Annotated in this window: 28 protein-coding genes; 5 read left to right on the plus strand and 23 right to left on the minus strand. The window is 36.4% G+C overall.

All coding sequences use genetic code 11. The annotated features are described in order from the left end of the window. Positions 1-130: 130 nt before the first annotated feature. From PLX19_RS09320 to PLX19_RS09345, 6 genes are all read right to left on the minus strand, one after another. Positions 131-2,047 (minus strand): stage V sporulation protein D, encoded by a 1,917-nt coding sequence (locus PLX19_RS09320; protein ID WP_272188237.1) that lies wholly within the window; start codon positions 2,045-2,047, stop codon positions 131-133. 87 nt (positions 2,048-2,134) lie between these two features. After that, the gene (locus PLX19_RS09325) at positions 2,135-4,306 is read right to left on the minus strand and encodes a penicillin-binding protein (RefSeq protein ID WP_272188238.1); all 2,172 of its coding nucleotides are present in this window, start codon (positions 4,304-4,306) and stop codon (positions 2,135-2,137) included. A gap of 21 nt (positions 4,307-4,327) precedes the next feature. Next, positions 4,328-4,684, minus strand: coding sequence for a cell division protein FtsL (gene ftsL, locus PLX19_RS09330; RefSeq protein ID WP_272188239.1), 357 nt, complete (start codon positions 4,682-4,684; stop codon positions 4,328-4,330). A 15-nt stretch (positions 4,685-4,699) separates the two neighbouring features. Continuing rightward, on the minus strand, positions 4,700-5,632 hold the full coding sequence (gene rsmH / locus PLX19_RS09335; protein WP_272188240.1) for a 16S rRNA (cytosine(1402)-N(4))-methyltransferase RsmH: 933 nt from the start codon (positions 5,630-5,632) through the stop codon (positions 4,700-4,702). 399 nt (positions 5,633-6,031) lie between these two features. After that, positions 6,032-7,648: a bacillithiol biosynthesis cysteine-adding enzyme BshC gene (gene bshC, locus PLX19_RS09340; RefSeq protein WP_272188241.1), complete on the minus strand. Its 1,617-nt coding sequence runs from the start codon at positions 7,646-7,648 to the stop codon at positions 6,032-6,034. Positions 7,649-7,726: 78 nt separating this feature from the next. Continuing rightward, positions 7,727-8,608, minus strand: coding sequence for a 2-dehydropantoate 2-reductase (locus tag PLX19_RS09345; RefSeq protein WP_272188242.1), 882 nt, complete (start codon positions 8,606-8,608; stop codon positions 7,727-7,729). Positions 8,609-8,892: 284 nt separating this feature from the next. Here PLX19_RS09345 and PLX19_RS09350 point away from each other — a divergent pair, with 284 nt between their 5' ends. Further along, the gene (locus PLX19_RS09350; RefSeq protein WP_272188243.1) at positions 8,893-9,363 is read left to right on the plus strand and encodes an N-acetyltransferase; all 471 of its coding nucleotides are present in this window, start codon (positions 8,893-8,895) and stop codon (positions 9,361-9,363) included. 29 nt (positions 9,364-9,392) lie between these two features. On the opposite strand, the gene PLX19_RS09355 is transcribed toward PLX19_RS09350, so the two are convergent. From PLX19_RS09355 to PLX19_RS09365, 3 genes are all read right to left on the minus strand, one after another. Then, the gene (locus PLX19_RS09355; protein WP_272188244.1) at positions 9,393-9,914 is read right to left on the minus strand and encodes an RsfA family transcriptional regulator; all 522 of its coding nucleotides are present in this window, start codon (positions 9,912-9,914) and stop codon (positions 9,393-9,395) included. Between the two features lie 128 nt (positions 9,915-10,042). Further along, complete coding sequence (gene rpmF, locus PLX19_RS09360; protein ID WP_001984764.1) at positions 10,043-10,216, minus strand: 50S ribosomal protein L32; 174 nt, start codon at positions 10,214-10,216, stop codon at positions 10,043-10,045. 61 nt (positions 10,217-10,277) lie between these two features. Beyond that, positions 10,278-10,778 (minus strand): YceD family protein, encoded by a 501-nt coding sequence (locus PLX19_RS09365; RefSeq protein WP_272188245.1) that lies wholly within the window; start codon positions 10,776-10,778, stop codon positions 10,278-10,280. Positions 10,779-10,931: 153 nt separating this feature from the next. Here PLX19_RS09365 and PLX19_RS09370 point away from each other — a divergent pair, with 153 nt between their 5' ends. Then, positions 10,932-12,173 carry a nucleotidyltransferase gene (locus PLX19_RS09370; RefSeq protein ID WP_272188353.1) on the plus strand — a complete coding sequence of 414 codons (1,242 nt, stop codon included), beginning with the start codon at positions 10,932-10,934 and terminating at the stop codon, positions 12,171-12,173. Positions 12,174-12,199: 26 nt separating this feature from the next. Here the strand turns inward: PLX19_RS09370 and PLX19_RS09375 are convergent, their stop codons facing one another. Next, the gene (locus PLX19_RS09375; protein ID WP_272188246.1) at positions 12,200-13,225 is read right to left on the minus strand and encodes a SepM family pheromone-processing serine protease; all 1,026 of its coding nucleotides are present in this window, start codon (positions 13,223-13,225) and stop codon (positions 12,200-12,202) included. After that, entirely contained in the window at positions 13,218-14,009 is a 792-nt protein-coding gene (locus tag PLX19_RS09380) for a patatin-like phospholipase family protein (RefSeq protein ID WP_272188247.1), read from the minus strand. Before PLX19_RS09380 ends, PLX19_RS09375 begins: the two co-directional genes overlap by 8 nt. Before the next feature lie 107 nt (positions 14,010-14,116). Here PLX19_RS09380 and ylbJ point away from each other — a divergent pair, with 107 nt between their 5' ends. Continuing rightward, complete coding sequence (ylbJ, locus tag PLX19_RS09385; protein WP_272188248.1) at positions 14,117-15,349, plus strand: sporulation integral membrane protein YlbJ; 1,233 nt, start codon at positions 14,117-14,119, stop codon at positions 15,347-15,349. Here ylbJ and coaD read toward each other — a convergent pair. Both coaD and rsmD read right to left on the minus strand, forming a co-directional pair. Next, a complete protein-coding gene (coaD, locus tag PLX19_RS09390; protein ID WP_020059268.1) occupies positions 15,344-15,832 on the minus strand; it encodes a pantetheine-phosphate adenylyltransferase in 489 nt (162 codons plus the stop codon). The two genes, ylbJ and coaD, sit on opposite strands and share 6 nt — an antisense overlap. Then, on the minus strand, positions 15,820-16,395 hold the full coding sequence (gene rsmD, locus PLX19_RS09395) for a 16S rRNA (guanine(966)-N(2))-methyltransferase RsmD (RefSeq protein ID WP_272188249.1): 576 nt from the start codon (positions 16,393-16,395) through the stop codon (positions 15,820-15,822). Before rsmD ends, coaD begins: the two co-directional genes overlap by 13 nt. A 631-nt stretch (positions 16,396-17,026) precedes the next feature. Here rsmD and PLX19_RS09400 point away from each other — a divergent pair. Continuing rightward, entirely contained in the window at positions 17,027-17,416 is a 390-nt protein-coding gene (locus PLX19_RS09400) for a DUF7147 family protein (protein ID WP_272188251.1), read from the plus strand. Between the two features lie 441 nt (positions 17,417-17,857). Here PLX19_RS09400 and PLX19_RS09405 read toward each other — a convergent pair whose 3' ends face one another. From PLX19_RS09405 to PLX19_RS09430, 6 genes are all read right to left on the minus strand, one after another. After that, positions 17,858-18,133 (minus strand): YlbG family protein, encoded by a 276-nt coding sequence (locus PLX19_RS09405; RefSeq protein ID WP_272188252.1) that lies wholly within the window; start codon positions 18,131-18,133, stop codon positions 17,858-17,860. A gap of 183 nt (positions 18,134-18,316) precedes the next feature. After that, a complete protein-coding gene (locus PLX19_RS09410; RefSeq protein WP_272188253.1) occupies positions 18,317-18,769 on the minus strand; it encodes a YlbF family regulator in 453 nt (150 codons plus the stop codon). Between the two features lie 76 nt (positions 18,770-18,845). Beyond that, positions 18,846-19,418 carry a histidine phosphatase family protein gene (locus tag PLX19_RS09415; protein WP_272188254.1) on the minus strand — a complete coding sequence of 191 codons (573 nt, stop codon included), beginning with the start codon at positions 19,416-19,418 and terminating at the stop codon, positions 18,846-18,848. Positions 19,419-19,494: 76 nt separating this feature from the next. Then, a complete protein-coding gene (locus PLX19_RS09420; protein WP_272188255.1) occupies positions 19,495-19,740 on the minus strand; it encodes a YlbE-like family protein in 246 nt (81 codons plus the stop codon). 11 nt (positions 19,741-19,751) lie between these two features. Next, positions 19,752-20,165 carry a YlbD family protein gene (locus PLX19_RS09425; protein WP_272188256.1) on the minus strand — a complete coding sequence of 138 codons (414 nt, stop codon included), beginning with the start codon at positions 20,163-20,165 and terminating at the stop codon, positions 19,752-19,754. A gap of 92 nt (positions 20,166-20,257) precedes the next feature. Further along, complete coding sequence (locus PLX19_RS09430) at positions 20,258-21,295, minus strand: CAP domain-containing protein (protein ID WP_272188257.1); 1,038 nt, start codon at positions 21,293-21,295, stop codon at positions 20,258-20,260. Between the two features lie 212 nt (positions 21,296-21,507). Between PLX19_RS09430 and PLX19_RS09435 the strand changes: the two genes are divergently transcribed. Next, complete coding sequence (locus PLX19_RS09435; RefSeq protein WP_272188258.1) at positions 21,508-21,873, plus strand: YugN family protein; 366 nt, start codon at positions 21,508-21,510, stop codon at positions 21,871-21,873. Positions 21,874-22,190: 317 nt separating this feature from the next. On the opposite strand, the gene ctaG is transcribed toward PLX19_RS09435, so the two are convergent. From ctaG to ctaD, 4 genes are all read right to left on the minus strand, one after another. Next, entirely contained in the window at positions 22,191-23,129 is a 939-nt protein-coding gene (gene ctaG / locus PLX19_RS09440; RefSeq protein WP_272188259.1) for a cytochrome c oxidase assembly factor CtaG, read from the minus strand. 324 nt (positions 23,130-23,453) lie between these two features. Continuing rightward, entirely contained in the window at positions 23,454-23,792 is a 339-nt protein-coding gene (gene ctaF, locus PLX19_RS09445; RefSeq protein ID WP_272188260.1) for a cytochrome c oxidase subunit IVB, read from the minus strand. A 3-nt stretch (positions 23,793-23,795) separates the two neighbouring features. Next, positions 23,796-24,419: a cytochrome (ubi)quinol oxidase subunit III gene (locus tag PLX19_RS09450; RefSeq protein ID WP_272188261.1), complete on the minus strand. Its 624-nt coding sequence runs from the start codon at positions 24,417-24,419 to the stop codon at positions 23,796-23,798. After that, complete coding sequence (gene ctaD / locus PLX19_RS09455; protein ID WP_272188262.1) at positions 24,419-26,281, minus strand: cytochrome c oxidase subunit I; 1,863 nt, start codon at positions 26,279-26,281, stop codon at positions 24,419-24,421. Before ctaD ends, PLX19_RS09450 begins: the two co-directional genes overlap by 1 nt. Positions 26,282-26,307 lie beyond the last annotated feature (26 nt).

A 26,307-nucleotide genomic window follows, 5' to 3' on the forward strand; every position in this document is an offset into this window, starting at 1 on the left:
ACCTTACCGCTTCTATGCACGGTCAGGTACTCTCGTTCTCCCTTAAAGGAGAGGCTTTTATGTCGTTTTTTCAACTTGTATTTATATAGTTTGTTGAGTGTTATTATATCGTACACACATGTCTTCATACTTACTTATTAAAATATATTCGAACCTTGGATCCTGCTTTTACTTTCGTACCTGGTTTTGGAGACTGTTCAACCACTTTGTTTCCATCACCGCTGGCATCAATTTGTAGGTCAACAAGTTGACTTTGTAGCTCCTTTCGATCCATCCCTACTATATTAGGGACTTCTACTAAAGGCGTCTCATCCCAAGTTAATTTCTTTTCAATTTGCTCTTTTCTAGGCTCTACTCCCATAACCGGTAAGACATCCCGAAGAATATTCCCAACGATTGGTGCAGCAACAACTCCGCCAAATTGTGTAACTCCCTTTGGATTATCTACAGCAACATATACAACAACTTGTGGATCATCCGCTGGTGCAAACCCAATAAATGATACGATATAGTTGTTATCCAAATACTTTCCATCTTTTACTTTTTGTGCTGTACCAGTTTTCCCTCCAACACGATATCCATCAATATATGCTTTGTTACCTGAACCTTTCGCAACAACATTCTCAAGTGCATAACGTACCTTTTCAGAAGTTTCCTTGGAAATAACTTGTTTCTTTGCAACTGGCGTTTTTTTACTAATTACTTTGTTCGTAGTTGGATCTAAGAATTCTTTCGCAATATAAGGCTGATATAACGTGCCTCCATTTACAGCAGCCGCTACTGCTGCTACCTGTTGAATCGGGGTAACAGAGACTCCTTGACCAAACGCTGTAGTCGCTTGTTCAACAGGTCCTACTCTTTTTAGATCAAATAAAATCCCTCTACCTTCTCCTTGTAAATCAATACCTGTTTTTTGTCCAAATCCAAAATCACGGATATATTGAAACAGCTTTTCTTTTCCTAAACGGTCTCCAAGTTCTATAAAACCTGGGTTACAAGAGTTTTGAACAACCTCTAAAAAGGTTTGGCTTCCATGTCCCCCCGCTTTCCAACAACGCAATCTTGCACCGCCAACTTCTGCCGCTCCATCATCATAAAACGTATCTTTCTCCAAGTCTACTAATTTTTCATTTAAAGCAGCTGCAAGTGTAATAATTTTAAATGTGGACCCTGGTTCATATGTACTCCAGACTGGAAGATTTCGGTTAAACACTTCTGGTGAAACACTTTTGAAATCTGTTGGATCAAAACTCGGACGACTGGACATACCTAATATTTCACCGTTATTTGGATTCATAGCAATCGCGATGATTCCATCTGGATGATACGTAGACTCTGCTATGTTTAATTCTCTCTCCATAATTGTCTGAATACGCGCATCAATTGTCAACTTTAAATTCAAGCCGTCACCAGGTTCTTTATAATCATCGCCAATGTTCGGCATGCGTTGTCCTTTCGCATCAGCAAAAAAGCGGACATATCCTTTGTCACCATTTAATTCTTTATCATAATATGACTCCAGTCCCATAAGTCCTTGATTATCACTCCCAGCAAACCCAAGCACATGTGATAAATACTTACCAAACGGATAGTATCGAATGGAATCTTCAGCAATATATACACCTTTTAAACTTAAAGCTCTAACTTCTTTCGCCTTATCATGAGAAATTTTCCGTCCGCCTTTGTCTAATCTAACTATAGACTCTTTTTTCGTGAGGCGTTGATAAATCTCTTCTTTCGACACACCTAAAACTGCAGCTAATTTCTCTGCAGTCTCTGCTGGTTTTTCAATTTGCCTTGGTACCACAAAGACAGTTGGTGCACTTTTATTTGTTGCAAGTTCCACACCATTACGATCTACAATTTTCCCACGTTCAGGTTCAAATGTAATATTACGACTCCATGAATCTTTCGCACGATCTGTTAACATATTACCAAGAAAAAACTGCACATATCCAAGACGAATATCAATAATTGTAAAAATAAGTATACCAAAAATCAGCACAAAAATAAGTCTTTTTCTTACTGTTACATTTGATACACGCATATTGGAACAAGCCTCCTTTACGCCTAGCTTGTTCCAATATATGCTTGTACTTGTTTCATTAGAACCCGTACACTCACTTCGCCTATGTTACGTTCCCTCTTTCTTTTCCTTCTTATTTGGTTGCTGCTCTGCTTCTTGCTGCGGTTCAAGAGGGGGTTCAAGTTTTACTTCTACCTGTGTTCTTTCTTGTAAAGGAGTACCTTCAGCGACACTTTGCTCTGTTACATAACCTGTACCAGAAAGCTTCAAATCAAGATTTAATATTTTCGCTAAATTCATCACATCACGAAGTGCCCAACCATTAATATTCGGCATTTTCGGTTGATTTCCTACTAAAAATACCCGATCACCCGTTAACGTTTTTTCATTCGCTTTTGGCACTTGTTGTCCGACTTTCCCCTCTCCTAAAACTACAGGTCGGAATTTTTCCTTTTCCAATATTCCTTTTGCTTCTTCCATTGTTTTACCCGTTACATTTGGAATGGTAGCTTGCTGCTGGTTTACTTGTTTTTTCACATCTTTTATTTCATTCGGCTTAATTTTTAAATACTCCAAACTATTTTTCGTAACAGATTTAAACATTTCAGATAACGGCTGTGCACCATTTTCATTGTCTTTCAATTTAGGCTGTTTAATTGCTAAATATACGACAAGCTGTGGGTCATCCATTGGTGCCATACCAAGGAAAGAGAAAATATAATTATTTTTCCCTGTCATATAACCGCCTTTTCCATCTGGAATTTGTGCTGTTCCTGTTTTACCACCAACGGAATAGCCATCGAGTTTATACATCGTTCCAGTCCCTTTCGGCGATGTTACAACTCGTTCTAACAGTTGCCTAACTTGTGTTGCAGTCTCTTTTGTAACTGGTTTTCCTACTTCCTCTGGACGGTGTTTCAAGACAAATTTATCATCCATCGGATCTACAATCTGATCAATCACATAGGGTTTCATCATTTTCCCATCGTTAGCAATTGCAGTAGCTGCTTGTACAAGTTGAATCGGAGTTACAGTAGAACCTTGTCCAAATGCTGTTGTTACTTGTTGGATTTTCTTATCAAATAAAATTGTATTTTCGCCTTCTCCAGGTAAATCAATACCTGTTTTTTCATCTAGACCAAACTTATGAATATATTGACGGAAACGATCAGGTCCTAACTTTTCATTTCCTAAAATAGCAAAAGCAACGTTCGATGAACGCTCAACACCTTCATCAAACGTAATAGAACCCCATCCTGCACCGCCATTATGGTCTTTAATTTCCTCATTCCCTACTTTGTATCTACCAGATTGATAGTAATCTTGTCCGTTATATACACCCTCATTAATAGCAGACGCCAACGTAAAAATTTTCATCGTTGAACCTGGTTCATAAGCGTTTGCAATCGGATCATTTAAAAAGTATTGAATATCTCGTTTATTCGGATCAAAACTCGGTCTGCTAGACATCGCTAAAATCTTTCCTGTTTTCGGATCTGCTACGACTCCAATTAACATAGACGGCTCATAATGTTTTTCTGCCTCTTCCATCGCATCTTCTAGAAAACCTTGAATCCGTTGGTCGATTGTTAAATATACATTATCTCCATTTTTAGGCGGCTTCATAGACTGTTTTCCGCCTTCTAACGCGATACCTTTTGTATCTCCTGTATACTTCATACTTCCGTTAGAAGCTCGTAAATATTTATCTAAGCTTTGTTCAAGTCCAAATTTCCCTTCTGCAATTCCTTCATCATTTGGTTTTGCAAATCCAAGTATGTAAGATGCAAAATCTCCATTCGGATATATTCTTGCTTTTTCTGTAACAAAAGATATTCCATCTATCTTCAGATTATCAATTTGATCTTTCTTTTCTTTCGTTATGTTTTTTCCAATCTTTCCAAACTCTACTTGTTCAGCATCTTTATTTAAATACTGTAAAATTTCATTTTTATCAACTTCAAGTACTTTCGATATTTTCTCCGCAGCATCTTCTTTGTCTTTCACATACTTTTGCCCTTTAAGTGCAGCAACCATCTTATATGAATTTGTATCTTGGGCAAGTACGTAACCATTTTGATCGTAAATCGTACCTCGATTTGCTTCAAGTACTCCATCTTTACTATGTTTTTGCTCTGCAATTGGCTTTAAATCTACTCCATGCACTGTTTTTGTTGCTTGAATATAAAGAAAGCGTGCTAACAACAGAAAAAAGAGCAGGAGAAACACCTTAATGAAGAATCCTGCTCCTTTGTTAGTATGAAATTTACGTATATTCATCTTTTCTTCACACCTATTGTATTAATTTAAGCCTTTTACATTTTTCGCATTAATTTCAAATCCATGCTTTTTGGCGACTTCTGCAATGCGATCATAACGTGTTAGCTTTTCAGTTTCCGCTTGTAACTCTTTAATTTCTTTTTGTTGTTTTATAAGATTGCTTTCCATGTCTGTTACTTTAGCATCAGCTTCATATAACGCCGCTTTATTACCAATAAAAGCCACGCATGCATATAGTAAAAAACCAATAAATGCAACATACAATAATTTTTCAAGTCTTGTAATTCTTGTTTTTATAGCCGGCTGTACTACTTGCTGCGGAGCTTGAGATTGTACTTCTACTTGTTGCTTTTTATACTTAACAGCTAAATTTGTCATACCTCTCTCTCCTTTTTATAATTTTTCAGCAATTCGTAGCTTCGAAGAACGTGCTCGATTATTTTCTTCTAACTCTTCATCAGAAGGCAAAATCGGCTTTCTTGTAATTAGTTTTAACTTCGGCTTGTATTCATCAGGAATAATTGGCAATCCTGGTGGAAGCTGTGGTGTTGTACTGTTTCTTTTAAATGTCGTTTTACAAATCCGATCTTCTAACGAGTGGAATGTAATCACACTAATTCGGCCACCTGTTTTCGTCACGTCAATCGCCGCTTCCAACGCTTCCTCAAATACCTTCAATTCATCATTAACTGCTATACGAATTGCCTGAAATACTCGCTTCGCAGGATGCCCTCCAGTCCGCCTTGCTGGGGCTGGAATCCCTTCTTTAATTAACTCCACTAGTTCTCCGGTTGTTTCAATTGGTTGTTTTTCGCGGTACGCTTCAATTTTCCTTACAATTTGCTTTGAAAACTTTTCTTCACCATATTGAAAAAAGATTCTTACAAGTTGTTCATATGACCAACTATTTACAACGTCATATGCTGTTAGTGGGGCATCTTGATCCATGCGCATATCAAGCGGAGCATCATGGTGATAACTAAATCCACGTTCTGGCGTATCTAATTGTGGGGAAGAAACACCTAAATCAAATAAAATACCATCTACTTCCGTTATTCCTAATTCAAATAACTTTTCCTTTAAATAGCGAAAGTTACTTTTTACAGCTATAAATTGGCCGTCATAAGAAGAGAATTTTTCTTGCGCATTTTGAATTGCAACCTCATCTTGATCAAATGCAATTAGTCTTCCTTCTTCAGAAAGTTGAGATAGTAAATAAGCACTATGCCCGCCACCTCCTAACGTACAATCTACATATGTTCCGTTTGGTTTAATTTCTAAGCCGTCTACTGTTTCTTTTAAAAGCACTGTTACATGTTTAAACATAGTTGCACCTACTTTTTTGCAAAATAATCCTCTTGAATCATCTGTTTATTCCTCTTTAAAAGTCAATTCCAAAAACGATAAAGAATTGAAATCATTTCCCATAAGAGTTCGATTGGTGAGGTTTGTAATTAGTAAGAATTCAACTTCCTACTAAATAATAGTCTTATCTTATTATATACTAAATTTTATCATCTTTTTCGGGAAATTTCATAAAAACATGTCGAAAAAAGATAATAATCCGCTTCTTTTTGTTTCATTTTAGCAAAAAAGTGCTGTTCTTCAGAAACAGACTACTTTCAATCCATATTCTTTACATTTCACAAAGTCAATAAATAAATAAATTTATTTTACAGGTAATTCCACAAAATAAAATAAAATCCTGCTCTCAAGAGCAAGATTTTATAATTTAATAATATGATGTTTTCCATTCCACTGAAAAGGTTGTTTCATAACTCGCTCTACAAAATCAAGACCGTAGTCGTTTAAATAATAACAAATATTCCATATCCGTTCTTGCGGCGCACCTAATGGCTGTAATGAGTGTTCAATTCTCCGGAATTTATTAAGCTGCACTTCATGCTTTCTCTCTAAATCAGCTTGAAGTGTCCTCTCTAACAATTCAAGTTGTTGCATAATTTTCAACTCATTTTTCTTCGCAAAATTTCGAAGACCTGGACTCACTTTTTGAACAAATTGCTGTAAAGATGTATGAATTGCTCCAATTTGTTCAGATGCATTCATAAATTGACTATCCATCGGCTCTTCAACTTGCATAGATAACCACTTTTCTCGTAATGCAGCAATACCTTTGTGAAACACTTCGCTCTCTTGAATCTGCAAATCCCGTAAATCAGTTTCAATATCACGTTCTAAATAACTAATTGTCAAACGAGGAACGACAGGCGGCATTTGAAAATCCAGTGCATGAAATACTTGCTGCAATTCACTCCAGTACGCAATTTCCCCTGGACCACCAATAAATGCAAGCGTTGGAAACATATATTCTTGCATAAGAGGTCGAGTAACAACATTGTTACTAAACTGTTCAGGATGACTCTCCATACGTTCTATAATCTCCTCATACGAAAACGAATACATCCCCTCTTTACAAATAAAACGTCCCTCTTCCTCCTCTAATAAAAGACGCTCCCCATTCATTTCCATAAAAATATGAACTACATTCTGTTTTGTTTCAATAATCGGTTTATATCCTAACTCATGTAATGCACGTTGCTGATTATTAAGCGCTCCTTGTACATTCTTGTAACGCGCTAGTAGTTCTTTAAAAAACGGAATTTCAATATTCCGAAGGATAGGATGATGAGAATCTACAAGAATTAAACCGGAATGCGCAAATAGTTTTGTAATAAAGCGCGCAAAAAAATCAACATATGTGCGTGATTGCTGTAAACATTCTTCTACAAAACAAAGTACATCCTTTGTATGTTTTGTTTCTGGATATGTTTTAAATATTTCTTCGATCCATTGTTTACAATCCTCAATGGAAATCTCCATTTCAGAAGCACTTGCTTTATTTAGGTGACGCTCATGAAAAATTGTCTTTTTTATTTTACCGTTTTTCGTAACGAATGCATGGTTAATTTCATCAATGTCATGATCTTCTCCAGCAATCCAAAAAACAGGAACAACTCGCACTCCCAGCGAAGCTTCTTTTTCCTTTGCAAGTTGTAAAATAGATATAATTTTATGAATTGTATAAAGAGGACCTGTTAACAATCCAGCTTGTTGTCCCCCTACAATAACGTATGTATCTTCTTCTAACAAAGCATGAATATTTTGAAGCGTTTTTTCTCCTGCATTTAATTTTTGATTATATTGTAATAAATGTGATACTAACTCTTGTCTTGGATACTGTCTATTTCGTAAATCTTGTATACGTCTTACAAAACTCTCTTCTGCTATTGGATAATCAAAGCATTCTTGAATGTCTTTTTCATGGTTTAAATAGTCCGCAACAACTCCTTGAAGCGGGACAGAGATTTCTTTTATCTCCATATACTTCTTCCTTTCATCTCCTGATCTCTCACCAACCAAATTGTAGTCAATGTTCGCTATAAAAGCAAAGAATATCTCTTATCTTTCTAATCCTTTTATCGAATGATACAAAAAAGACAGTGTCGGAACTGATTTTTGTTGTTTCTCTGCTTCTTGAATTAAATAACCGACAATTGCATCAATTTCTGTTTTTCTATTATTGCGTACATCCGTTAACATAGAGGAAGTGTTGTGAGCTGTATTTTCGCACACTGTGCATACACGATCCCAATACGCTTTACATTGTAAGTCGCCGACAATTTCCATTACTTCTGAAAACACTTGCTTCATCACTTGGTGAAACGAAGGATTTGTCAATAACTCTCCATTTTGTACACCGAACAGCGCAGTTAACGGGTTAATACACGCATTAACGACAAGCTTATTTATCATTGTTTGCTTCCAATCATTTTCAACCGCTACTGGGAATAGACTCGAAGAAAATGCAGGAAACAAAGGCTCAAATTGCTGATTTTCTCCATTTATGAGTCCAAATTTCGTACTACCTACCCCAGTATGATGAACGATATTCACATTTTCCTTTTTCGCTCCGTGCTCTACAATTCCTACCGCAACGCTAGCACCTTGAATTTGTTGCAATAAATGAAGATGTCCCATCCCATTTTGTAAGAAAATAATTCGTTTTTCCGCTTGCAAATACGGTAATATCTCTTCTAAATGATATTGCTTTACAGCGACGAAGGTATAATCATGTGTTTCATTTTTTATATTCTCTAAAGGGCTAACACGAGGAAATACAGTTTCCCTAATACCGTTTTGTACACATGTAACCCCGCACTTATTCAAGCAATCAGATTGCTCTACTGTTCGTGTATACAGTGTGACATCCTGCTCATTTTTTTGTAAATAAAACGCAAAAAGAAGTCCGATTGCTCCCGGCCCAACAATTCCAATTTCCATCTTTAAAAAGACCCCCATTTTCATCACGCTATCCATCAAAATTTAAAAGATACATTATGAATAACTTTCTACAAAAACCAATTGTTAAAAGCTTCCCACTAATAAAAAAAATTTCTACTAACGAAAGCTTTACTTTATAGTTTATAAAATTAGTTTAGCAAACTTCTAAAAAAAATATTGAAAGAATGATCTCTTTTCTTCATAAAAACTAAAAAATGCGTTATAATATTATTGTAAATATTTATACTTTTCTTTATTTTACAACAAGAAAAGGATGTGGTTCTATGCATTTTCCGAAAGTTGAGCGCTTGCTCATCAATTATAAAACGTTAGAAGAGTTTAAAAAATTCAAAGGATGCGGTGCTGAAGAATTATCTATGCTGGAGGACTTACAAACAAATATCATCGAAAACGATAGCGAATCCCCTTTTTACGGAGTTTTTTATGGCGGTTCTCTTATCGCACGCATGAGCTTGTATACGAAAGAACAGTCCAGCAACAATTTGTTTTCCGGACCTTATGTAGAACTTTTTAAACTTGAAGTGTTACCAACATTCCAAAAACAAGGATTCGGTAAGATGCTTGTCAATTATGTAAAACAACTGCATCTTCCTATCAAAACGATTGCTCGTGTCCAATCTGCTGATTTTTGGGAGAAATTACACTTCGAAAAAGTAACCATTGATGATGGCGATTTCTACGTTTGGTATCCAAACGCAAATTTGAATGCGGTTACAAAAAGTGAATCTGCTTAAAAATAAAAACAGCTGCGTGACAGCTGTTTTTATTTTGATGTTTTTTCAAGTATTCCCTTTTCTCGCTTTCTCTCTCTTTCAGAAGGCTCTAATACCATCGAGTTTCGTTTTCTGTCAATATAATCGAATAAAGTACGGTATTCTTCTTCATACAAAGACAATTGCTGCAAAAGCCCTTCCTTTTCCTTTTGCAACACCTCAATTTTTTTATATAACTCCATTTTGTCTTCTTCTTTTTTATAGCTTTGTAAAAAGACAATTACATCTTCTAACGTAATTGAAAGAGAGCTCACTTTCTCCTTCTTTTGTTCTTGCACTTCATAATTTTCAGCTTTCCGTATTTGCTTCGCTTCTTCAATGCGTTCTTTATATTGTTTACGCACGTAAGAATTCCAACGAAATCCACAAGCAGCAGGTGTCCGCGATAAATGTCTTCCAACTTCTTTGAAGGCAGAAAGCTGCGTTCCCCCTTCACGAATATGCCGGAGCACTACTTCTGCCAGAAGTAAATCTTCGTCATCAGTCCATGCATCTTGTCTTGTTGTTGCCATCTCTCTAGTCCTCCTTTTGCATTTTTTATTAAACATATGCAGTTACTAGAAAAGATAGAAGAATAACATGTAAAGAAAAACGAAAAAAATAAACGCAGGAGGTTTCCCTCCTGCGTTTATTTTTGCAATTACTTGCTGATTACTTCTTTACCTTTGTAAGTACCGCATGCTTTACATACACGGTGAGCTAATTTTGCTTCACCACAGCTTGGGCACTCTACCATACCAGGTACTGATAATTTGAAATGCGTGCGACGCTTTCTTTTTACTGTTTTAGAAGTTCTTCTAAAAGGTACTGCCATTCTTCCCACCTCCTTAAAAGAGAGAGTTATTTTCATACGAAAGTCCATACTGGTCTTTTGATTATTTGTCAAAAAACTTCGCAAGTCCTGCTAATCTTGGATCAACAGGCTTTTCTTCGCTTTTTTCCGAAATCACTTGCCAGTCTCGACCTTGCATCGGTGTTCCTTCTGAAACATCCTCACTGAAAATTTGCATTGGAATCTCCAATAGTATATTTTCCTTAATTACAGGGAGTAAGTCAAGTACTTCTCCATCTAAGTAATGAAAATCTGCTTCAGTTTCATAATCTTCTTTCGAAACTAAGAACACTTCAGTTGTTTCAATGTCAAATGGTAATGTTACATCTACTAAAGTTCTAGAACATGGTAATACCATGCTTCCTGTTATATGTAGATGGAACGTAAATTTGTTAGAGCTAAAATCAACTCTACCTGTCACATGAACAGGAGTAATGTCTCGAACTTCATTCTCAACATTTTTCAGCTCACTTACATCTACCATCTCATCTAACGTTAGTCCTTTATGTCGATATTTGTTCAATTGATGGATGGACCATTTCATATCATATCACCTCAAGGCAACAAACAAAATTATAGCTAGCCATTGTATATTTGTCAATATTTTTTCTTTACACTATAATGGAGTCATTATAGGAAATAATATATAGATTATCATGTTTTAGAAAAAGATGCTACACTGAAAGGAGAGATTATTATAAAAGCTAGCGGCATTGTTGTTGAATATAATCCATTTCACAATGGTCATGCTTATCATGTGCAACAAACCAAAAAGTTAACAAATGCGGATATTATCATTGCTGTTATGAGCGGACCCTTTTTACAGCGCGGGGAACCGGCTCTCGTTTCGAAATGGGCACGAACACAAATGGCCTTAGCAAATGGTGTAGACATTATCGTCGAACTTCCATATGCCTTTGCAACGCAAAAAGCTGAAACATTTGCAGACGGTGCTATTTCAATATTAGATGCTCTTCGTGTCTCTGAGGTTTGCTTTGGGAGTGAAAGTGGTAATATCGATCATTTTTACAATACAATTACTTTACGTCAAGCTGAGCAAGACACATTCCATTCCCTCGTACAACAATACTTAAAAACAGGAATAAGCTATGCGAAAGCAACTTCTGAGGCATTTTCATCCTTACAAAAAAACATAGCTACTATCGACATTTCAGAGCCTAATAATATTTTAGGAATGCATTACATAGAAGCAATTATCAAACAAAAAAGTTTAATGAAAGCAAGTACAATTAAGCGTTTCGCTTCGCATTATCATGACGAAACATTTCAAGATGAACGAATTGCCAGCGCAACGAGCATTCGCAAACAATTATTTAATGATCCAGAAACTTTTCCAACAATTATTCCGTTTGTTCCAAAAATGACAAAACTACTTTTAGAGCAATATACACATTCCTATCACCTATTACATAATTGGGAGCGTTATTTTCACTTACTAAAATATAAACTTCTTACAATGTCACCATCGCAATTACAAAATATATATGAAGTAGAGGAAGGGTTGGAACATCGGATTTTATCTTCTATTCAGGAAGCAACTTCATTCACGAAATTTATGGAAGTATTAAAAACAAAACGTTACACATGGACACGACTACAGCGCATTTGTACACATATTTTAACGAACACAACAAAAGAAGAGATGCACAAAGCCCGTGTAGAACAACACGCACAATATATTCGTTTGCTCGGCATGTCCCAAAAAGGACAAGCCTATATATCAGCAAAGAAAAAACAAATAACACTTCCATTGCTTTCTCATACAAAAACGTTTCAGCATCCGCTTCTAGATATAGATCGAAAAGCAAGCGCTGCTTATTTCTCTATTTTACAAGGAACCCTTTGCAGTGAAATGATAAAGCGAGATATAACGCAGCACCCTTTTCGATATGATGAAATACAACATATATTTTTATAAAAAAATCCTCTCTTAAACGAGAGGATTTACTTTTTTTCTGACATTTTATCCAAATACATTAAAGCATCATCTAACGTATCTACAGGTATAATTTTCATTTTAGTGTTTATATCTTTAGCTGTTTTCACTGCATCTTTATAATTTGACTTCTCTTTTCCATTCTCATTTGGAGCAAAGAATATTTCTGCACCTGCATTATGAGCTGCAACTACCTTTTGAGAAATACCTCCAATTGGACCGACTTCTCCTTTTTCATTTATCGTTCCAGTTCCAGCTATTTCGTGACCTTTCGTTATATCTTCTTTCACCAGCTGATTATAAATTTCTAACGTAAACATGAGACCAGCAGAAGGTCCTCCAATCTTATGCGCATCAATTTTCACATTAGGACTTACTGTAAGCTTCTTATCTGTAATAATAGAAACTCCAATACCAGCGCGACTTTTATCTTCTGGAATTGGCTTCAGTACAAATTTGTCTTCCTTTTCTGTATTTTCACGGACATATTTAACGCTTACTTCATCATTTTGTTTTTTTGTTTTCATATAGGCAATAAACTGTTCTCCCGTTTGCAATGATTGACCATCAACAGCAAGAATACGATCCCCAAGCTTTAACTTTTCAGCAGCTGGCATATCATTTGCAATACCAACTACAAGCACACCTTGATTTTCAAACGTAACAGAGGCATTCGCTCTTCTATATGCATTATAAATAGCCGCATCTTGTGACTCTTTCATGGCATATACTTGGCGAAATTGATACTCTTCATCACTTTCGCCTTTTCTTAAAATTTCATCCTTCTTAAAAATTTCTTCATATTTGTTAAATTTAGCAGAAAGATAGTTCACAACATTCGCTCGCCCCATCGAAACTGTAACGAGCATAAAATCTCCTTTCTCTTTATTCCCTCCCTCAACTTTTACATACGGCTCTAATTTCTCTGCCATGCCTGGCTTTGTAATATAGTATGGCAGAGGGACAAACACGATTAACATTGCAATCATTACTCCAATGAGTAGTGCATATAAATACCGAAATTTTTTAAACATCTTTTTTCTCCTTCCACTGCTCAATCAATGTGTAAATTGTTTGAATGTGCTGCTTTGCTTCTTCTTCACCGACACGAATAATATCTTCTATATTCGTAAAGGATCGCGAACTAAATTGTTCTACAGCTGGATGCATCATAAGATCTGATGCAATTTGTCTATTTACTACAAGCTCATGTTGCATAATTTCGATACTTTGCATAATGACATCATAAATGGATGTAACTTCTCCATTGACCTTAATAGGGGATACATCAACAGCAATCACAATATCAGCCCCTAATGTTCTTACTACTGATACCGGAATACGATCGATCACTCCTCCATCAACGAGCAGTCTTCCATTTATTTTCTCTGGAACAAATATGCCGGGCACAGAGATACTTGCCCTTACAGCATCTGCAATTGAGCCTTTTGTAAAGACAACCTTTTCACCATTTAAAATATCCGTTGCTACAACCGCCGTTGGAATATCTAGCTCTTCTAATTTTTTATTATATGTAAACATTTTAATCATATCTTTTACACGTTTTCCAGTAATAAATCCCATCTTGGGTACAGTAAAGTCTAAATAGTACTTCCGCTTAAATACTGTTGCTAAACGATACAATCGGTCCACATTACATCCTGCTGCATAAAACGTACCTATTAACGCCCCCATACTGCTTCCCGCAATCATATGAATAGGTATACCAGCTTCTCGTAGTACTTTAATAACACCAACATGAGCAAATCCTTTCGCACCACCTGATCCAAGCGCTAACCCAATTTTCGGTTCTTTCATCTTCTTCACCCTCAAAAATTTTTCACTCTCTTTTTATACTTATGGTCTAATTTCACTATGTATCCTCGTATACTGAAATGAACATTTGGGACAAAGGGGGGTATAAAATGTACGAAAAATGGAAAACAGGCTTTCTCACCATATCGGTTTCTTTCCTTACAATTTCTCTCGTACTCCATCCCCAAGCAGCACTCCAATCATCTATACGGGGCTTAAATATATGGTGGGAAGTTGTATTTCCTTCATTGCTACCTTTTTTTATTATCGCCGAACTTCTAATCGGACTGGGAATTGTAAAGTTTATCGGTGTGCTATTAGAACCTTTGATGCGTCCACTCTTTCGTGTACCTGGCATCGGAGGTTTTGTATGGGCAATGGGTATGGCATCAGGTTTCCCAGCAGGCGCAAAATTAAGCGCTCGGTTACGTCAGGAAAACCAACTGACACAAATTGAAGCAGAACGTCTCGTATCTTTCACAAACTCTTCTAATCCATTATTTATTTTTGGCGCTGTAGCAATCGGTTTCTTTGATAATCCAAAACTAGGAATGATTTTAGCAGCCTCCCATTATGTTAGTAATTTCACAGTTGGACTACTTATGCGCTTTTACCAAGATAATCGCAAGCAACAAGAATCAAAAAGACATACATCACCAATTCCATTGCAGCATGCTTTTTCCATTCTTCATAAAACTCGATTACAAGAAAAACGTCCCATTGGAAAATTAATTGGTGATGCCATTACTTCTTCTGTCCAAACATTGCTTATGATTGGTGGGTTTATTATTTTATTCTCTGTTTTAAATAAAATGTTAACCGTTTTTCATATTACAACTTTCCTTGCTTTTATTATGAAACAAATATTGGTCGCATTTCAACTTTCGCCTTATTTTAGTTCCCCTATTTTGTCAGGCCTTTTAGAAATGACACTTGGGAGTCAAATGATTAGTCAAACAGAACACACTTCTATTTTACAACAAGCCATGATGACAAGTTTTGTCTTAGCTTTTAGCGGCCTTTCTATTCAAGCTCAAGTTGCCAGTATTTTAGCAGAAACAGATATACGGTTTAAACCATACTTTATTGCACGTATTATTCAAAGCTTCCTTGCTCCAATCTATACATACATATTTTGGGGACCACTTTATGAAAGATTACATTCTTTTTCACCTATCCAATACGATATTCCAGTCTTTTTATCTAAACAATCTACCGTGTTTGCAAAAGCTTGGGATTATCTTGTTACGTTTGGCCCGGCCTTTACACTATTTTGTTTATATTTATACGTTTTATTACTCGTTGTCCGCCTAATTCAGAACAAAAAACCCCGTTCATCATAACGGGGTTTGAAACTTCTCTTTTAAAGCACGTTCTACAATTGGCGGAACAAGTCCAGAAACATTCCCACCATACCGAGCTACCTCTTTTACAATACTTGAACTTAAAAAGGAATATTGATTATTCGTCATGATAAAAAATGTTTCTACATTCTCTTCCAATTTACGATTCATTGATGTAATTTGCATTTCATACTCAAAGTCAGACACCGCACGTAAACCGCGTAAAATCGCATTCGCATTGCGCATCCTCGCATACTCTACTAATAATCCACTATGCGAATCAACCTTTACATTCGGAATGTCTTTTGTCGCCTCGCGAATTAATTCTAAACGCTCTTCTACTGTAAAAAGCGGTTTTTTTGATGAATTATTTAAAACAACAACATATACTTCATCAAAAACTTTTGCACCCCTTTTTATAATGTCTAAATGCCCAAGCGTAATCGGATCAAAACTTCCCGAAGAAATTGCTATGCTTGCCATTCGTTCCCCTCACCTTCATACTTATAAATCGAAATCGCTGTAATGCCGTAGTTTTCAGCTCTTACCTTCACAAGTCTACCAATCGTTTCAGGTAGTTCTATATCTACCCCATGCTCAGCCATAATGATTCCATCTTCTTTCAATAGATTATGCTGATCCATTATACTTATTAAAGAAATAATCTTTTGATCTTTATACGGCGGATCTAATAATACAAGATCGAACGATATCTCACGTTTCATGAGCGCCTTTACAGCACGTTCTGCATCATTTCTATATACTTCTGCTTGCGCTTCTAACTTGCAACTTTCTAAATTTTGATAGATCACCTTTATCGCTTTTCCATCACGATCAACAAAAATAGCTTTATCTATCCCTCTACTAAGAGCCTCAATACCAAGTCCACCGCTCCCACCAAATAAATCAAGTGCTAAACCACCATCAAAATAAGGACCGATAATATTAAAAATCGACTCTTTCACCTTATCTGTTGTCGGCCGTGTCGTATTACCTGGTACAGCTTTTAAAGGATGACCTTTACACTTTCCCGAAACTACTCTCATAATTTTTCACTACCTTTATCTCTTTCTATATCAATCCAAATAAAAAACGACATAAAACCATCCTTATTAGGCGGGTGAGAGCATCTGGCTATGCATAGAAGCGATCAGAGCCTTTTTTCTGCCACATGCGAAGTTCAAAAAAAGGAAGAAAGCAAGTGCAGGCTCCTTTTTTTCTGCATAACAGCAATCTATATGTCGAAAAATCAAAATGGATTCATATAACAAATGTTCATATAAATAATTCTTATGTAAGCTCAACTTTATCCCGCTATTCGTGGACAGTAATACCTCCACTGATGAAAGTTTCACTTTATGTATATTCACCTTTTTTATCCTATCATAAAACATACGAAAGAAAAATAAAAAGGAAAAGAGAAAAATTAATTTTACAATGTATATCTTCACACAGTTTGGAGATAAATAAATATAACAACATCACCTTCGATGTTGTTGCCAACCGCGGAGAAGACTTACGTTTCCCCATAAGTTCTTCCTCCGGTTTCTCCTCTCCCTTTTCCTTCTTGCTAGTCATACTAGTATAAGAAGGGCCCTGCCTCGGCAGGGTTTTTTCTTTGTCTCCTTTTCATTTCGAAAATGAAATGATACAGTAGAAGAAAGAGGAGGAAAAGACATGATTCAACGTTTTATTGAACTAGGAGAGGGATACTCCGATTTATACGAATTACTCGAAATTGCAAAAGCAAACAAACATCGAGTATCGCATATGCTACAATTTAATACTTCGAAAAACGAAAAAGCTGTATGCTCTCTCGTCGTTGTTCTTCACCCTACGACAGTAGGCAATTTTCAACCTTTATACATATGTCGAGAAGGAATCCCTTTATTAACAGATAAAAAAAGCAAACGAATTACTTTATTTGAAGAAACCGCCGAACAAATCGGAAAAAAAGTAGTTTCTTTTACTGTAAAACCATCTACAATATTTCCAGAAAATGAACTATACTTCAATCATCTCATCGGTATTTTACGAATGAATCACTTTATTCCACCGATGCAATAAAATGAAATTTTAATCAGCAGGGGGTTTCTTCATCCCCTATTGATTATCAGCCCTCCCCAATCGGGCGCATGCCAGCGATTTATCTCCTGCCTAACTTCTTAAGAAAAGCGGAAGTGGCTCGCCCAGAATGTGTGAGGGATGGAGTTTCTTCCTACGAGGTGTTCTTTACCTCGTAGGAAGAAGCGAAGCCACCGAACATTCTAGCCACTGGAGCTGGACAACAAAGAAAAGCGGAAGCGGCTCTCTCAGAATCGCAGGACGTTGGAGCACCCGACAGAGAGGCGCTTTTTGCCTCGTCCGAGGGGGCGAAACGACCGGAGATTCTAGCCGCTGAAGCTGGACAATGTTTTTGCTGAATTTTGAGGCGGGAGTATTACTGCCCTCAAATAGCGGGATAAGATGAAGAGTACAAAAAACCCCACCAAAATTTTGGTGGGGGTTTTAATCCATCTTATTGTAATCATATTCTTTTGCACGATCTGGTCTGGAATTTTCGAACTCCGTTTTTAAAAACGGCCGATAAGATGGATCGACTTTTTTTACAAACGGAAGCTTATTTAATTTTTGCATCATATGTTCTAATTGCTCCATATCACAATACACAACAGCATATTTAAACCGTTTTGATATGTAGTGAATGTTTCCATATTTCCTTAAAATTTTAGCATTTTTTAAGGAATGTAGATAGACAATCATACTTTGTCGTTGCCCAAACATAATGTTCTCCTTTTATTTAATATCATTCATTTATTTCACAATAAGCCGCAGAAATTTATCCCGTATTAACTGATATTAAGCCCCCATCGTTGAAAATTTCATTATCGATTTTCAAATATTTTAAAAAAACGGAAGCCGTTTCTTATAGTCTTTTTTCTTCTATATTCTAAAAAACGGGGCACATTACCCCGTTTTTTTACACCCACAACTACCTCCAGAGCCACAACCGCCTCCACAACCACCTGCATCAAAGAATGGATTGCCTGTCGGAACTTTAATAGCAGGAGAGATTTCGGCTCCCATAATTACACTAATCTCATCCAATAACTTTTGCAAATCATTTTCTGCTTTTTTAAAAGCAGCTATATTTTCATGCAAATCTATCGCTCGTTTTAACTCCCGCATTTGTTTCGATACAGTTGTATAGTCAGGATGGTATTTTCCAAACCGCTGCACTTCTTCATAACGCTCTTTCATTGCTGTAAATTGCCCTATTAGCATTTGTACTTCCGGGTCTTGTTGCAATGTATGGTAGCACTTGCGGTACTGCTCTGCTATATCTGAAAGAACAACTGTCTTTGCAAGTTGTTCAGCCTTGTCTAAAATCATTACGCTCTCTAGCGTCGCTACAATCATGAGAGACACCTCCGAATATTAATCATATCACATTTATAGCAGAACTACTAATTCTATGACTTTATTCAGATATAAATTACAAACAAATATGTTCAGCGATATTATACTTTACAACTTCCCATGTTCCTTCTATTTCTCTCACATAACTAATACATGCATTTTGCAGTGGAGTTTGAAATGTAATTTCTTTTGGAGAAATAGCATGTAACATAGCTTTAATTGCATGGGAATGTGCAACAATAATAATACGTTTTCCCATATACTTTTGGGCAACATCTTTTAATGCCGCAAAACACCGCTCAACAATTTCTTGATCCGTTTCCATTCCTTCTACGTTACCATCTGCAATAAACTGTCTAACTTCAGCAACTGGCTTTCCTGATGCTACTCCAAAATTCCGTTCCATAAAACGTTCATCAAGGTAAATAGTGTCTATTTTCACCATATTAGCAATAGCTTGTGCTGTTTCGTGTGCTCTTACTAGCGGACTACTAACGATGATATCCCATGATTCAGCTTTTAAAGCTGCGGCACTTTGACTTGCTTGTTTTTTCCCAATTTCATTTAAAGGAATATCTTCTCTTCCTTGAATAATTTCTTGAAAATTCCAATCAGTTTGTCCATGTCGTACTAAACAAATTTCCGTCATGCTGCAACTCCTTTTTCTATAATCCATTTTTATTGTAACAAAAGTTTCGCATGACGGACACAGTTTTTCCTCCCACTTAATCAACGTTTTGTTGTTTCATATATTGAAACATGTCTATCATAAGAGAAGCAACGGATAATTGATTTTGAAATTTAGCCACTTTATCTGGGATTGTCTTTTTAAAATATTGCATGGCCGCTAATTCAAATGCTTCTTTTTCGCTTGGGTTTCTAGAAAGCTTCCGATACCAATACGGCTGCTCGCGAATATATTTCTGTAAATCTTCATTCGACCTTACAAATTCGATGAGTTCTGCTCTCATCACTCATCCTCCTAGTCTTTTTGAAAGAAAAACGGATTATTTTCGGCATTACGCTGTTGTTTAGTTGTCTGATTCCCTTGAAACTGTTGAATAACCTGCTGTACACTCCCAATAGCTGTCGTCATATTCGCTAAATGTTGTTGCACCTGTTCCACATCAATTTTTTTTAAAAACGATACCATTTGTCCCATCAAATCCCCTGACTTTTCTCCGCTCTCTTCTTGTACAGAAGGAGGAACTATCTCTCCATTTACTTTGTAGCGATTCCATATACCATCTCCTTCCCCAAGTAAATACCATTCTTCATAAAACTGTTGCCATGATTTCGTTCCATTTCGAACGTCATGAACCATCTTTGGATGCTGACGTACAAACTCTTTGAATTTTTGAATAGAAGGATGTAAATCTCCTTTCACTGTTGTCATTACAATCACCCACCCCATCAGATGTATCTTTTTACTATATTGTAAGAAAAAAAAGGCGCATGGTTCGCCTATTTTTAGGCAATCCATACACCCTACTTCTGAATAAAATTTTGCGTATAAAATTTATCATACACGCCAATTCCTAAACCAGTGAATTGTTCGTTTAGTAAATTCTTTCGATGCCCCTCACTATTTAACCATCCTTGAACCGCCGCGATTGCATCACTATGCTGCGCAGCAATGTTTTCCCCAGCTAACTGAAATGATACATTTCCTTTGTGCAAACGATCTCCTAATGTGCCAAACAAAGGTGAATCATGAGAAAAATAATTGTTGTCTTTCATGTCTTTACTATGTTCATATGCTACCACCGCCGTTTGCTGGTCCCATACTAATAATGGAAGATGATTACGAATTCGAATAACATTTGTCAAATCTAAAATTTGCTGAGCATTTCCTTGTTCAACTTGTTTCATTTGTTCTGGTGATAACGGCTGTGGATTCGTTAATTCTCCAGAGGAAACGAGTTGATACGGTTTTTGTTTGATTAACGTTTCATCATCCATATAACGAACACCGACAAGTTTATGTGTAAAATGATCAAAATATAATTGCGCCCATCCCTCTTCGCTAGAAACGAGTGGTTGTTCTGTTAGTTCAACATCAGATAATTCAAATTGATAGCTATTTTTTCCCATTTTAAGTGAGATTTCATATGAAAACGGATTTTTTTTATAAATATCTTCATACTTTTCACCAATATGAAATGGTGAAACACTCACTTTCTCTCCGCCAACATAAATCGTAACAATTTTGTGCTCTTTAACTCCAAACTGCACATATTTCGATAAGTCTTGATTATATATCCACCATTCATAACCATATGCAGATGGCTCAATTCGTGCCGGTTCACCCCAATTCGCTAATAAAATTTCAGAATCACTACCTAGTAACTCTGGAATTGTTTCTGGTACTCCCTTAATCTCTTTTTCTTTTTTTGTTTTCACAATTTTATGCTCTTTTTTTAACTGAGAAGATTGAAATATATATTGAGAAACGAGTAATTTCCCGTATAAATCAATTGCTAAAATAAGAATAGTAATTACTATAATACGAAACAACTTTTTCAAATTATATACCTCCTGAATAACCATGAAATTGAGGTATACACAAACAAAACTGTTTTCTCCATTTTGTGTGTACCACACTATGTTCACTATATCATAATTCTTTTATAAAATCAGACATTCCCCCTTTTCTCTCTATAATGAATTGCGTTTTCTCACTATTCGTACTATTATAAATTCAAGCGGTTCTACGTTTATAATAAGGAGGTTATTTCATGCAATTTACAAATACGAAACTTGAAGGCCTAGTGGTTGACTTTACACTTCTTTCTGAGGTAATGGACAATCATCACTTTGTACTAGCTGGGCAATGGGATTACGAGCGAGTAACATACGACTATAAATTTGAATTGCTGAAAGATGTATATTATTTACGTATACAAGGTTTTGCAATTGAAGGAGATATCGGCAGCCGACACGCCCATATTAAGTTATTAAAACCTCTTCTTGGTAAACATTATTATCCACATGGCGTAGAGTATGGAGAGAACGAAAATTTCCCCAAAAATGTTCTTCAAAAAAGCGAACAGTTACTTCAAAACATCGAAAAAGAGTTGCAAGATTTAGCGATTATAGAATAAAGAAAACTTCTAGTAGTTTCACCGAGATAAACTACTATACTTTTATGAACATCGTACTTCTCAAAAAGAACCTTTATAAATGCAATTTAAAACACGACATAAAAATCACTTTCTTTTTAAGAGAGGACGAGAGCATCTAGTCGTACATAGAAGCGATCATAATGTACTCTGCATAGCAGCGACTTATATGTCGAAAAATTAAAATGGATTTATCTAAACCAAAAGAAGGTGTACACGATGGTACACCTTCTTTTGGTTTGGTAAATTTATCCCGCTACTTTAGCGCAGTAAGCCTTCCTACTGAGAGAAGTTTCATTTTATTTAGATGAGAGTTTTCCATCAGACATGGGTGATTGAGATTGCAAATACGGAGGTAATGCATGCATCTGTTCAGCATCCTTTTTCCGCTCTTTACGCGCCCACGAGAAGAAAACATATCCAATAACCGTGCCATATACAATTTCTTGTATAATCTTCATTACAATCCCTCCTGTTTTCTGATCCTCTAGAACAGGAATCCAATGTAAGAAATCAGGACCTGTAATATTTAAATTAGATAATGTTCCAGCTGGCACGCAAAGCTCCATCGCCTTCATCCATGCATTTGGATCTGTATATGTCACAAACAACGGCTCATTCGCAAAAATGATAAGCGCACAAGCCGGCGTTAATAGCATCCCATTAGCAAACATATAACCAATCTTTTTAATATCACTTAATGTTTGATATTGTGGTAGCGGATTAAATATTGGCCACCACAACATAATGGCCATAAAAAACAATGCAGCAAGAACAATCGGATGTCCTATTTGACTCTGCTTTACCGTATCAAACACAATTGGTAAATGATACATCGAAAATGCCCCATTAAAAACAATTAATGCGATAATAGGATTTGCCCATATGCGTAACATGATATGAATCAATCGAAATGATGTTATATACTCAAACAACCAGATTGGTAACCCCAGTAGTAATAATGGAGGTACGGCAATATACATGATTGCCATTTCTAACATATGTGCACTAAACACAATATGTCCAAGTAAATCAATTGGGCCCCCTTTAACCAAATATAAAAGGAGCATACCACTTGTAAAATAAAAGATTTTCCGTTTACTTACTTTCTCTCCGTTCGGAAAACGATATCGATATTTTCCAATAATTAAAAAATAACTAATCACGACAGCTAGTATAAAAAGAAAAAAGATTGGGCTCCACAGTGCTTCAAAACTAAATATCCATAAGTTGTTCATTTTTTCACACCCTCCCTTTCATAAAGTGAAACCTTAATCAGTGTCCTCCACTGATTATCAGCCCTCACCAATCGGGCTTTTACGGGCAATTATCCCCCACATATCTTCTTTAGAAAAGCGGAAGCGGCTCTGTCAGAATCGCAGGAAGCCCGCGCCCCTGACAGAGAGGCGCTTTTTGCCTCGTCCGAGGGGGCGAAACGACCGGAAATTCTAGCCGTTAGAGTTGGACACGCTTCTTTCTCAATCTTGAGGTGGGGGGCTTACTACCCACAAATAGTGGGATAAATAAAAGGAGATTGATAAACCCTCAATCTCCTTTCTTTTTTAAACCCAAACAATTGTCATAAATGCTAAAATCGTTACTAATCCGACTAGTAAACCAGCATATAAGAAAAATGTCGGAGCTTCATGCCCCTTATGGCTCATATGCATAAAATAATACAATTGAAAAATAACTTGTATGGTAGCTAACAGTAAAATAAATGGTACAGAAAAAAGTGGACTAAATGTTTTTGGATATGCAACTGCTACAAATCCGATAATTGTCAAAAAAATCATTAATCCGAAAGTAACAACTTGATGCTTCATTTCTTCTGCACTTTTTTTTCTGCGGTAAGCAAGATCCACTTTAGGGTTATTTATATTTGTTTGTTTTATCGCCATTGTTTATCCCACCATTCCCATTAAGTATACTACAGTGAAAATAAACACCCAAACTACGTCGATAAAATGCCAGTAAATTGATGCAACGTAAAACTTTGGCGCATTGTATAAATTCAAACCACGCTTCGCATTACGAACCACTAGAGTCAAAATCCAAAGTAATCCAAATAAAACGTGTAATCCATGCGTACCAACTAATGCATAAAACGCTGAACCAAATGCACTACTTTTCATTGTGTGCTTAAATTCATGGGTATAATGATTGAACTCATAAATCTCAAAACCTAAAAAGCCAATCCCCAGCAAGACCGTAATAATAAGCCAAAGCTGCATTTGTTTAAAATTAAAATTCTTCATATGATACATTGCATATACACTCGTTAAACTACTTGTTAAAAGAAGCATTGTCATAATAAACACAAGCGGCATTTGAAACATTTCTTGTGACGTTGGTCCGCCGTTAGTTGAATTTTTTAGTGCTAAATATGTTCCAAACAAGGAAGCAAACAGTACCGTTTCGCCTCCTAGAAACAACCAAAATCCAATAAATTTATTCTTTCCTTCAAGGGTTGCTTTTTCAGGCTCTGCTGGAAAGGTTTCATTTGTTAATTTTTCCTCTGCATGCATTACGCCTTGCCCCCTTTATCATCTAAATCTTCTTTATGAATGTGGTATCCATGATCATCAATTACAGATCGGAAGAACATTGCTCCAAACGTAATAATAAGACCAACGATTGCTACCACTAACCACATTTTCTCTTTCCCACCTTGCATATACATCGCTCCAAACGCTGCGATAAACAGGCCTAACGAGATAACAAACGGTAAGAACGATGAATTTGGCATATGAATATCACCAATCGGCTCTGCTGGCGTTATCTCATTTTTCCCTTCCCTTTTTTCAATCCATAATGGATCTAACCCTCGTACAAATGGTAATTGTTTAAAATTATATTCAGGTGTCGGCGCAGGAATTGCCCATTCTAGCGTGCGGCCATCCCAAGGATCGCAGCCGGCTTGTTTTTTTGAAAAAGATGTTTTTACAACATTAACCAAAAGAACAATTGTTCCAAGAGCCATAAATGCTGCGCCTATTGTACTAATTAAGTTTCCAGTTTCTAATCCTTGGCCTGGCAAATACGTAAAATATCGGCGCGGCATACCGATTAAACCAAGGAAGTGCTGAATAAAGAACGTTAAATGGAAACCAATAAAGAACAGCCAAAACGTAATTTTACCAAGTGTCTCATCTAAGATTTTATTAAACATAAGCGGCCAATAATAATGAGCCCCAGCGAATAATCCAAACACAACCCCACCTACAATTACGTAATGGAAGTGAGCGACAACAAAGTAATTATCATGAAATTGATAATCAGCAGGAGCAGATGCAAGCATAACCCCTGTTACCCCCCCCATAACGAATGATGGAATGAAGGAAACGGCCCACATCATTGGTGTTGTAAAACGAATACTTCCACCCCACATCGTAAAGAGCCAGTTGAAAATTTTAATCCCTGTCGGAACAGCAATTGCCATTGTAGCTACAGAAAAAATAGCATTTGCTACCGGTCCAAGACCCACTGTGAACATATGATGCGCCCACACCATGAATCCTAAAAATCCAATTAATACCGTTGCAAATACCATAGATGAATATCCGAATAATCTTTTTTTAGAGAATGTCGCGAATATTTCTGAGAATATTCCGAAAACTGGGAGTATAAGAATATATACTTCTGGATGACCGAAGATCCAAAACAAATGCTCCCATATAATCGTATTTCCTCCTAAGGCCGGGTTAAAAAAGCTTGTTCCAAATAAACGATCTAACATTAATAAAGCTAAACCGACTGTGAGTGGTGGAAATGCAAATAAAATAAGGGCAGATGTTACAAATGTCGTCCATGTAAACATCGGCATACGCATATATGTCATTCCAGGTGCACGCATATTAATGATGGTAACTAGAAAGTTAATTCCACCTATTAATGTCCCAATACCCGAAATTTGCAAACCAAGAACATAGAAATCAATGCCGTGCCCTTTTGATGCAAGTGATAACGATGCATATGATGTCCATCCTGCATCAGGTGCTCCGCCTAAAAACCAACTTAAATTTAAAAATACGCCTCCAAAGAAAAATAGCCAAAATCCAAGCGCATTAATAAATGGAAACGCAACGTCGCGTGCACCAATTTGAAGTGGTACAGCTGCGTTCATCATTGCAAATACAAGCGGCATTGCTGCTAAAAAAATCATTGTTGTTCCGTGCATTGTTAAAACTTGATTATATGCATCTCCAACAAGAAAATCATTGTTTGGAAACGCTAACTGATACCGAATAAATATTGCTTCTATTCCACCGATGATAAAAAATAATCCACCTGCAATTAAATAGAGAATGGCAATCTTTTTATGATCTACTGTTGTTAAATAATCCCAAATCACAGAGCCAACTCCCTGTTTTTTTGCTACAGAACTCACGTTTTCAACCTCCCCTTCGCAAATAG

The organism is Bacillus sp. BP-3, assembly GCF_028401955.1.
In the GTDB taxonomy this organism is placed as follows: Bacteria; Bacillota; Bacilli; order Bacillales; family Bacillaceae_G; genus Bacillus_A.

What these genes read in the sequence shown, in the direction of transcription:
- PLX19_RS09320 (WP_272188237.1), bottom strand. Translation starts at nt 2,047, where the DNA reads ATGCGTGTATCAAATGTAACAGTAAGAAAAAGACTTATTTTTGTGCTG.
- PLX19_RS09325 (WP_272188238.1), bottom strand. Translation starts at nt 4,306, where the DNA reads ATGAATATACGTAAATTTCATACTAACAAAGGAGCAGGATTCTTCATT.
- ftsL (WP_272188239.1), bottom strand. Translation starts at nt 4,684, where the DNA reads ATGACAAATTTAGCTGTTAAGTATAAAAAGCAACAAGTAGAAGTACAA.
- rsmH (WP_272188240.1), bottom strand. Translation starts at nt 5,632, where the DNA reads ATGTTTAAACATGTAACAGTGCTTTTAAAAGAAACAGTAGACGGCTTA.
- bshC (WP_272188241.1), bottom strand. Translation starts at nt 7,648, where the DNA reads ATGGAGATAAAAGAAATCTCTGTCCCGCTTCAAGGAGTTGTTGCGGAC.
- PLX19_RS09345 (WP_272188242.1), bottom strand. Translation starts at nt 8,608, where the DNA reads ATGGAAATTGGAATTGTTGGGCCGGGAGCAATCGGACTTCTTTTTGCG.
- PLX19_RS09350 (WP_272188243.1), top strand. Translation starts at nt 8,893, where the DNA reads ATGCATTTTCCGAAAGTTGAGCGCTTGCTCATCAATTATAAAACGTTA.
- PLX19_RS09355 (WP_272188244.1), bottom strand. Translation starts at nt 9,914, where the DNA reads ATGGCAACAACAAGACAAGATGCATGGACTGATGACGAAGATTTACTT.
- rpmF (WP_001984764.1), bottom strand. Translation starts at nt 10,216, where the DNA reads ATGGCAGTACCTTTTAGAAGAACTTCTAAAACAGTAAAAAGAAAGCGT.
- PLX19_RS09365 (WP_272188245.1), bottom strand. Translation starts at nt 10,778, where the DNA reads ATGAAATGGTCCATCCATCAATTGAACAAATATCGACATAAAGGACTA.
- PLX19_RS09375 (WP_272188246.1), bottom strand. Translation starts at nt 13,225, where the DNA reads ATGTTTAAAAAATTTCGGTATTTATATGCACTACTCATTGGAGTAATG.
- PLX19_RS09380 (WP_272188247.1), bottom strand. Translation starts at nt 14,009, where the DNA reads ATGAAAGAACCGAAAATTGGGTTAGCGCTTGGATCAGGTGGTGCGAAA.
- ylbJ (WP_272188248.1), top strand. Translation starts at nt 14,117, where the DNA reads ATGTACGAAAAATGGAAAACAGGCTTTCTCACCATATCGGTTTCTTTC.
- coaD (WP_020059268.1), bottom strand. Translation starts at nt 15,832, where the DNA reads ATGGCAAGCATAGCAATTTCTTCGGGAAGTTTTGATCCGATTACGCTT.
- rsmD (WP_272188249.1), bottom strand. Translation starts at nt 16,395, where the DNA reads ATGAGAGTAGTTTCGGGAAAGTGTAAAGGTCATCCTTTAAAAGCTGTA.
- PLX19_RS09400 (WP_272188251.1), top strand. Translation starts at nt 17,027, where the DNA reads ATGATTCAACGTTTTATTGAACTAGGAGAGGGATACTCCGATTTATAC.
- PLX19_RS09405 (WP_272188252.1), bottom strand. Translation starts at nt 18,133, where the DNA reads ATGTTTGGGCAACGACAAAGTATGATTGTCTATCTACATTCCTTAAAA.
- PLX19_RS09410 (WP_272188253.1), bottom strand. Translation starts at nt 18,769, where the DNA reads ATGATTGTAGCGACGCTAGAGAGCGTAATGATTTTAGACAAGGCTGAA.
- PLX19_RS09415 (WP_272188254.1), bottom strand. Translation starts at nt 19,418, where the DNA reads ATGACGGAAATTTGTTTAGTACGACATGGACAAACTGATTGGAATTTT.
- PLX19_RS09420 (WP_272188255.1), bottom strand. Translation starts at nt 19,740, where the DNA reads ATGAGAGCAGAACTCATCGAATTTGTAAGGTCGAATGAAGATTTACAG.
- PLX19_RS09425 (WP_272188256.1), bottom strand. Translation starts at nt 20,165, where the DNA reads ATGACAACAGTGAAAGGAGATTTACATCCTTCTATTCAAAAATTCAAA.
- PLX19_RS09435 (WP_272188258.1), top strand. Translation starts at nt 21,508, where the DNA reads ATGCAATTTACAAATACGAAACTTGAAGGCCTAGTGGTTGACTTTACA.
- ctaG (WP_272188259.1), bottom strand. Translation starts at nt 23,129, where the DNA reads ATGAACAACTTATGGATATTTAGTTTTGAAGCACTGTGGAGCCCAATC.
- ctaF (WP_272188260.1), bottom strand. Translation starts at nt 23,792, where the DNA reads ATGGCGATAAAACAAACAAATATAAATAACCCTAAAGTGGATCTTGCT.
- PLX19_RS09450 (WP_272188261.1), bottom strand. Translation starts at nt 24,419, where the DNA reads ATGCATGCAGAGGAAAAATTAACAAATGAAACCTTTCCAGCAGAGCCT.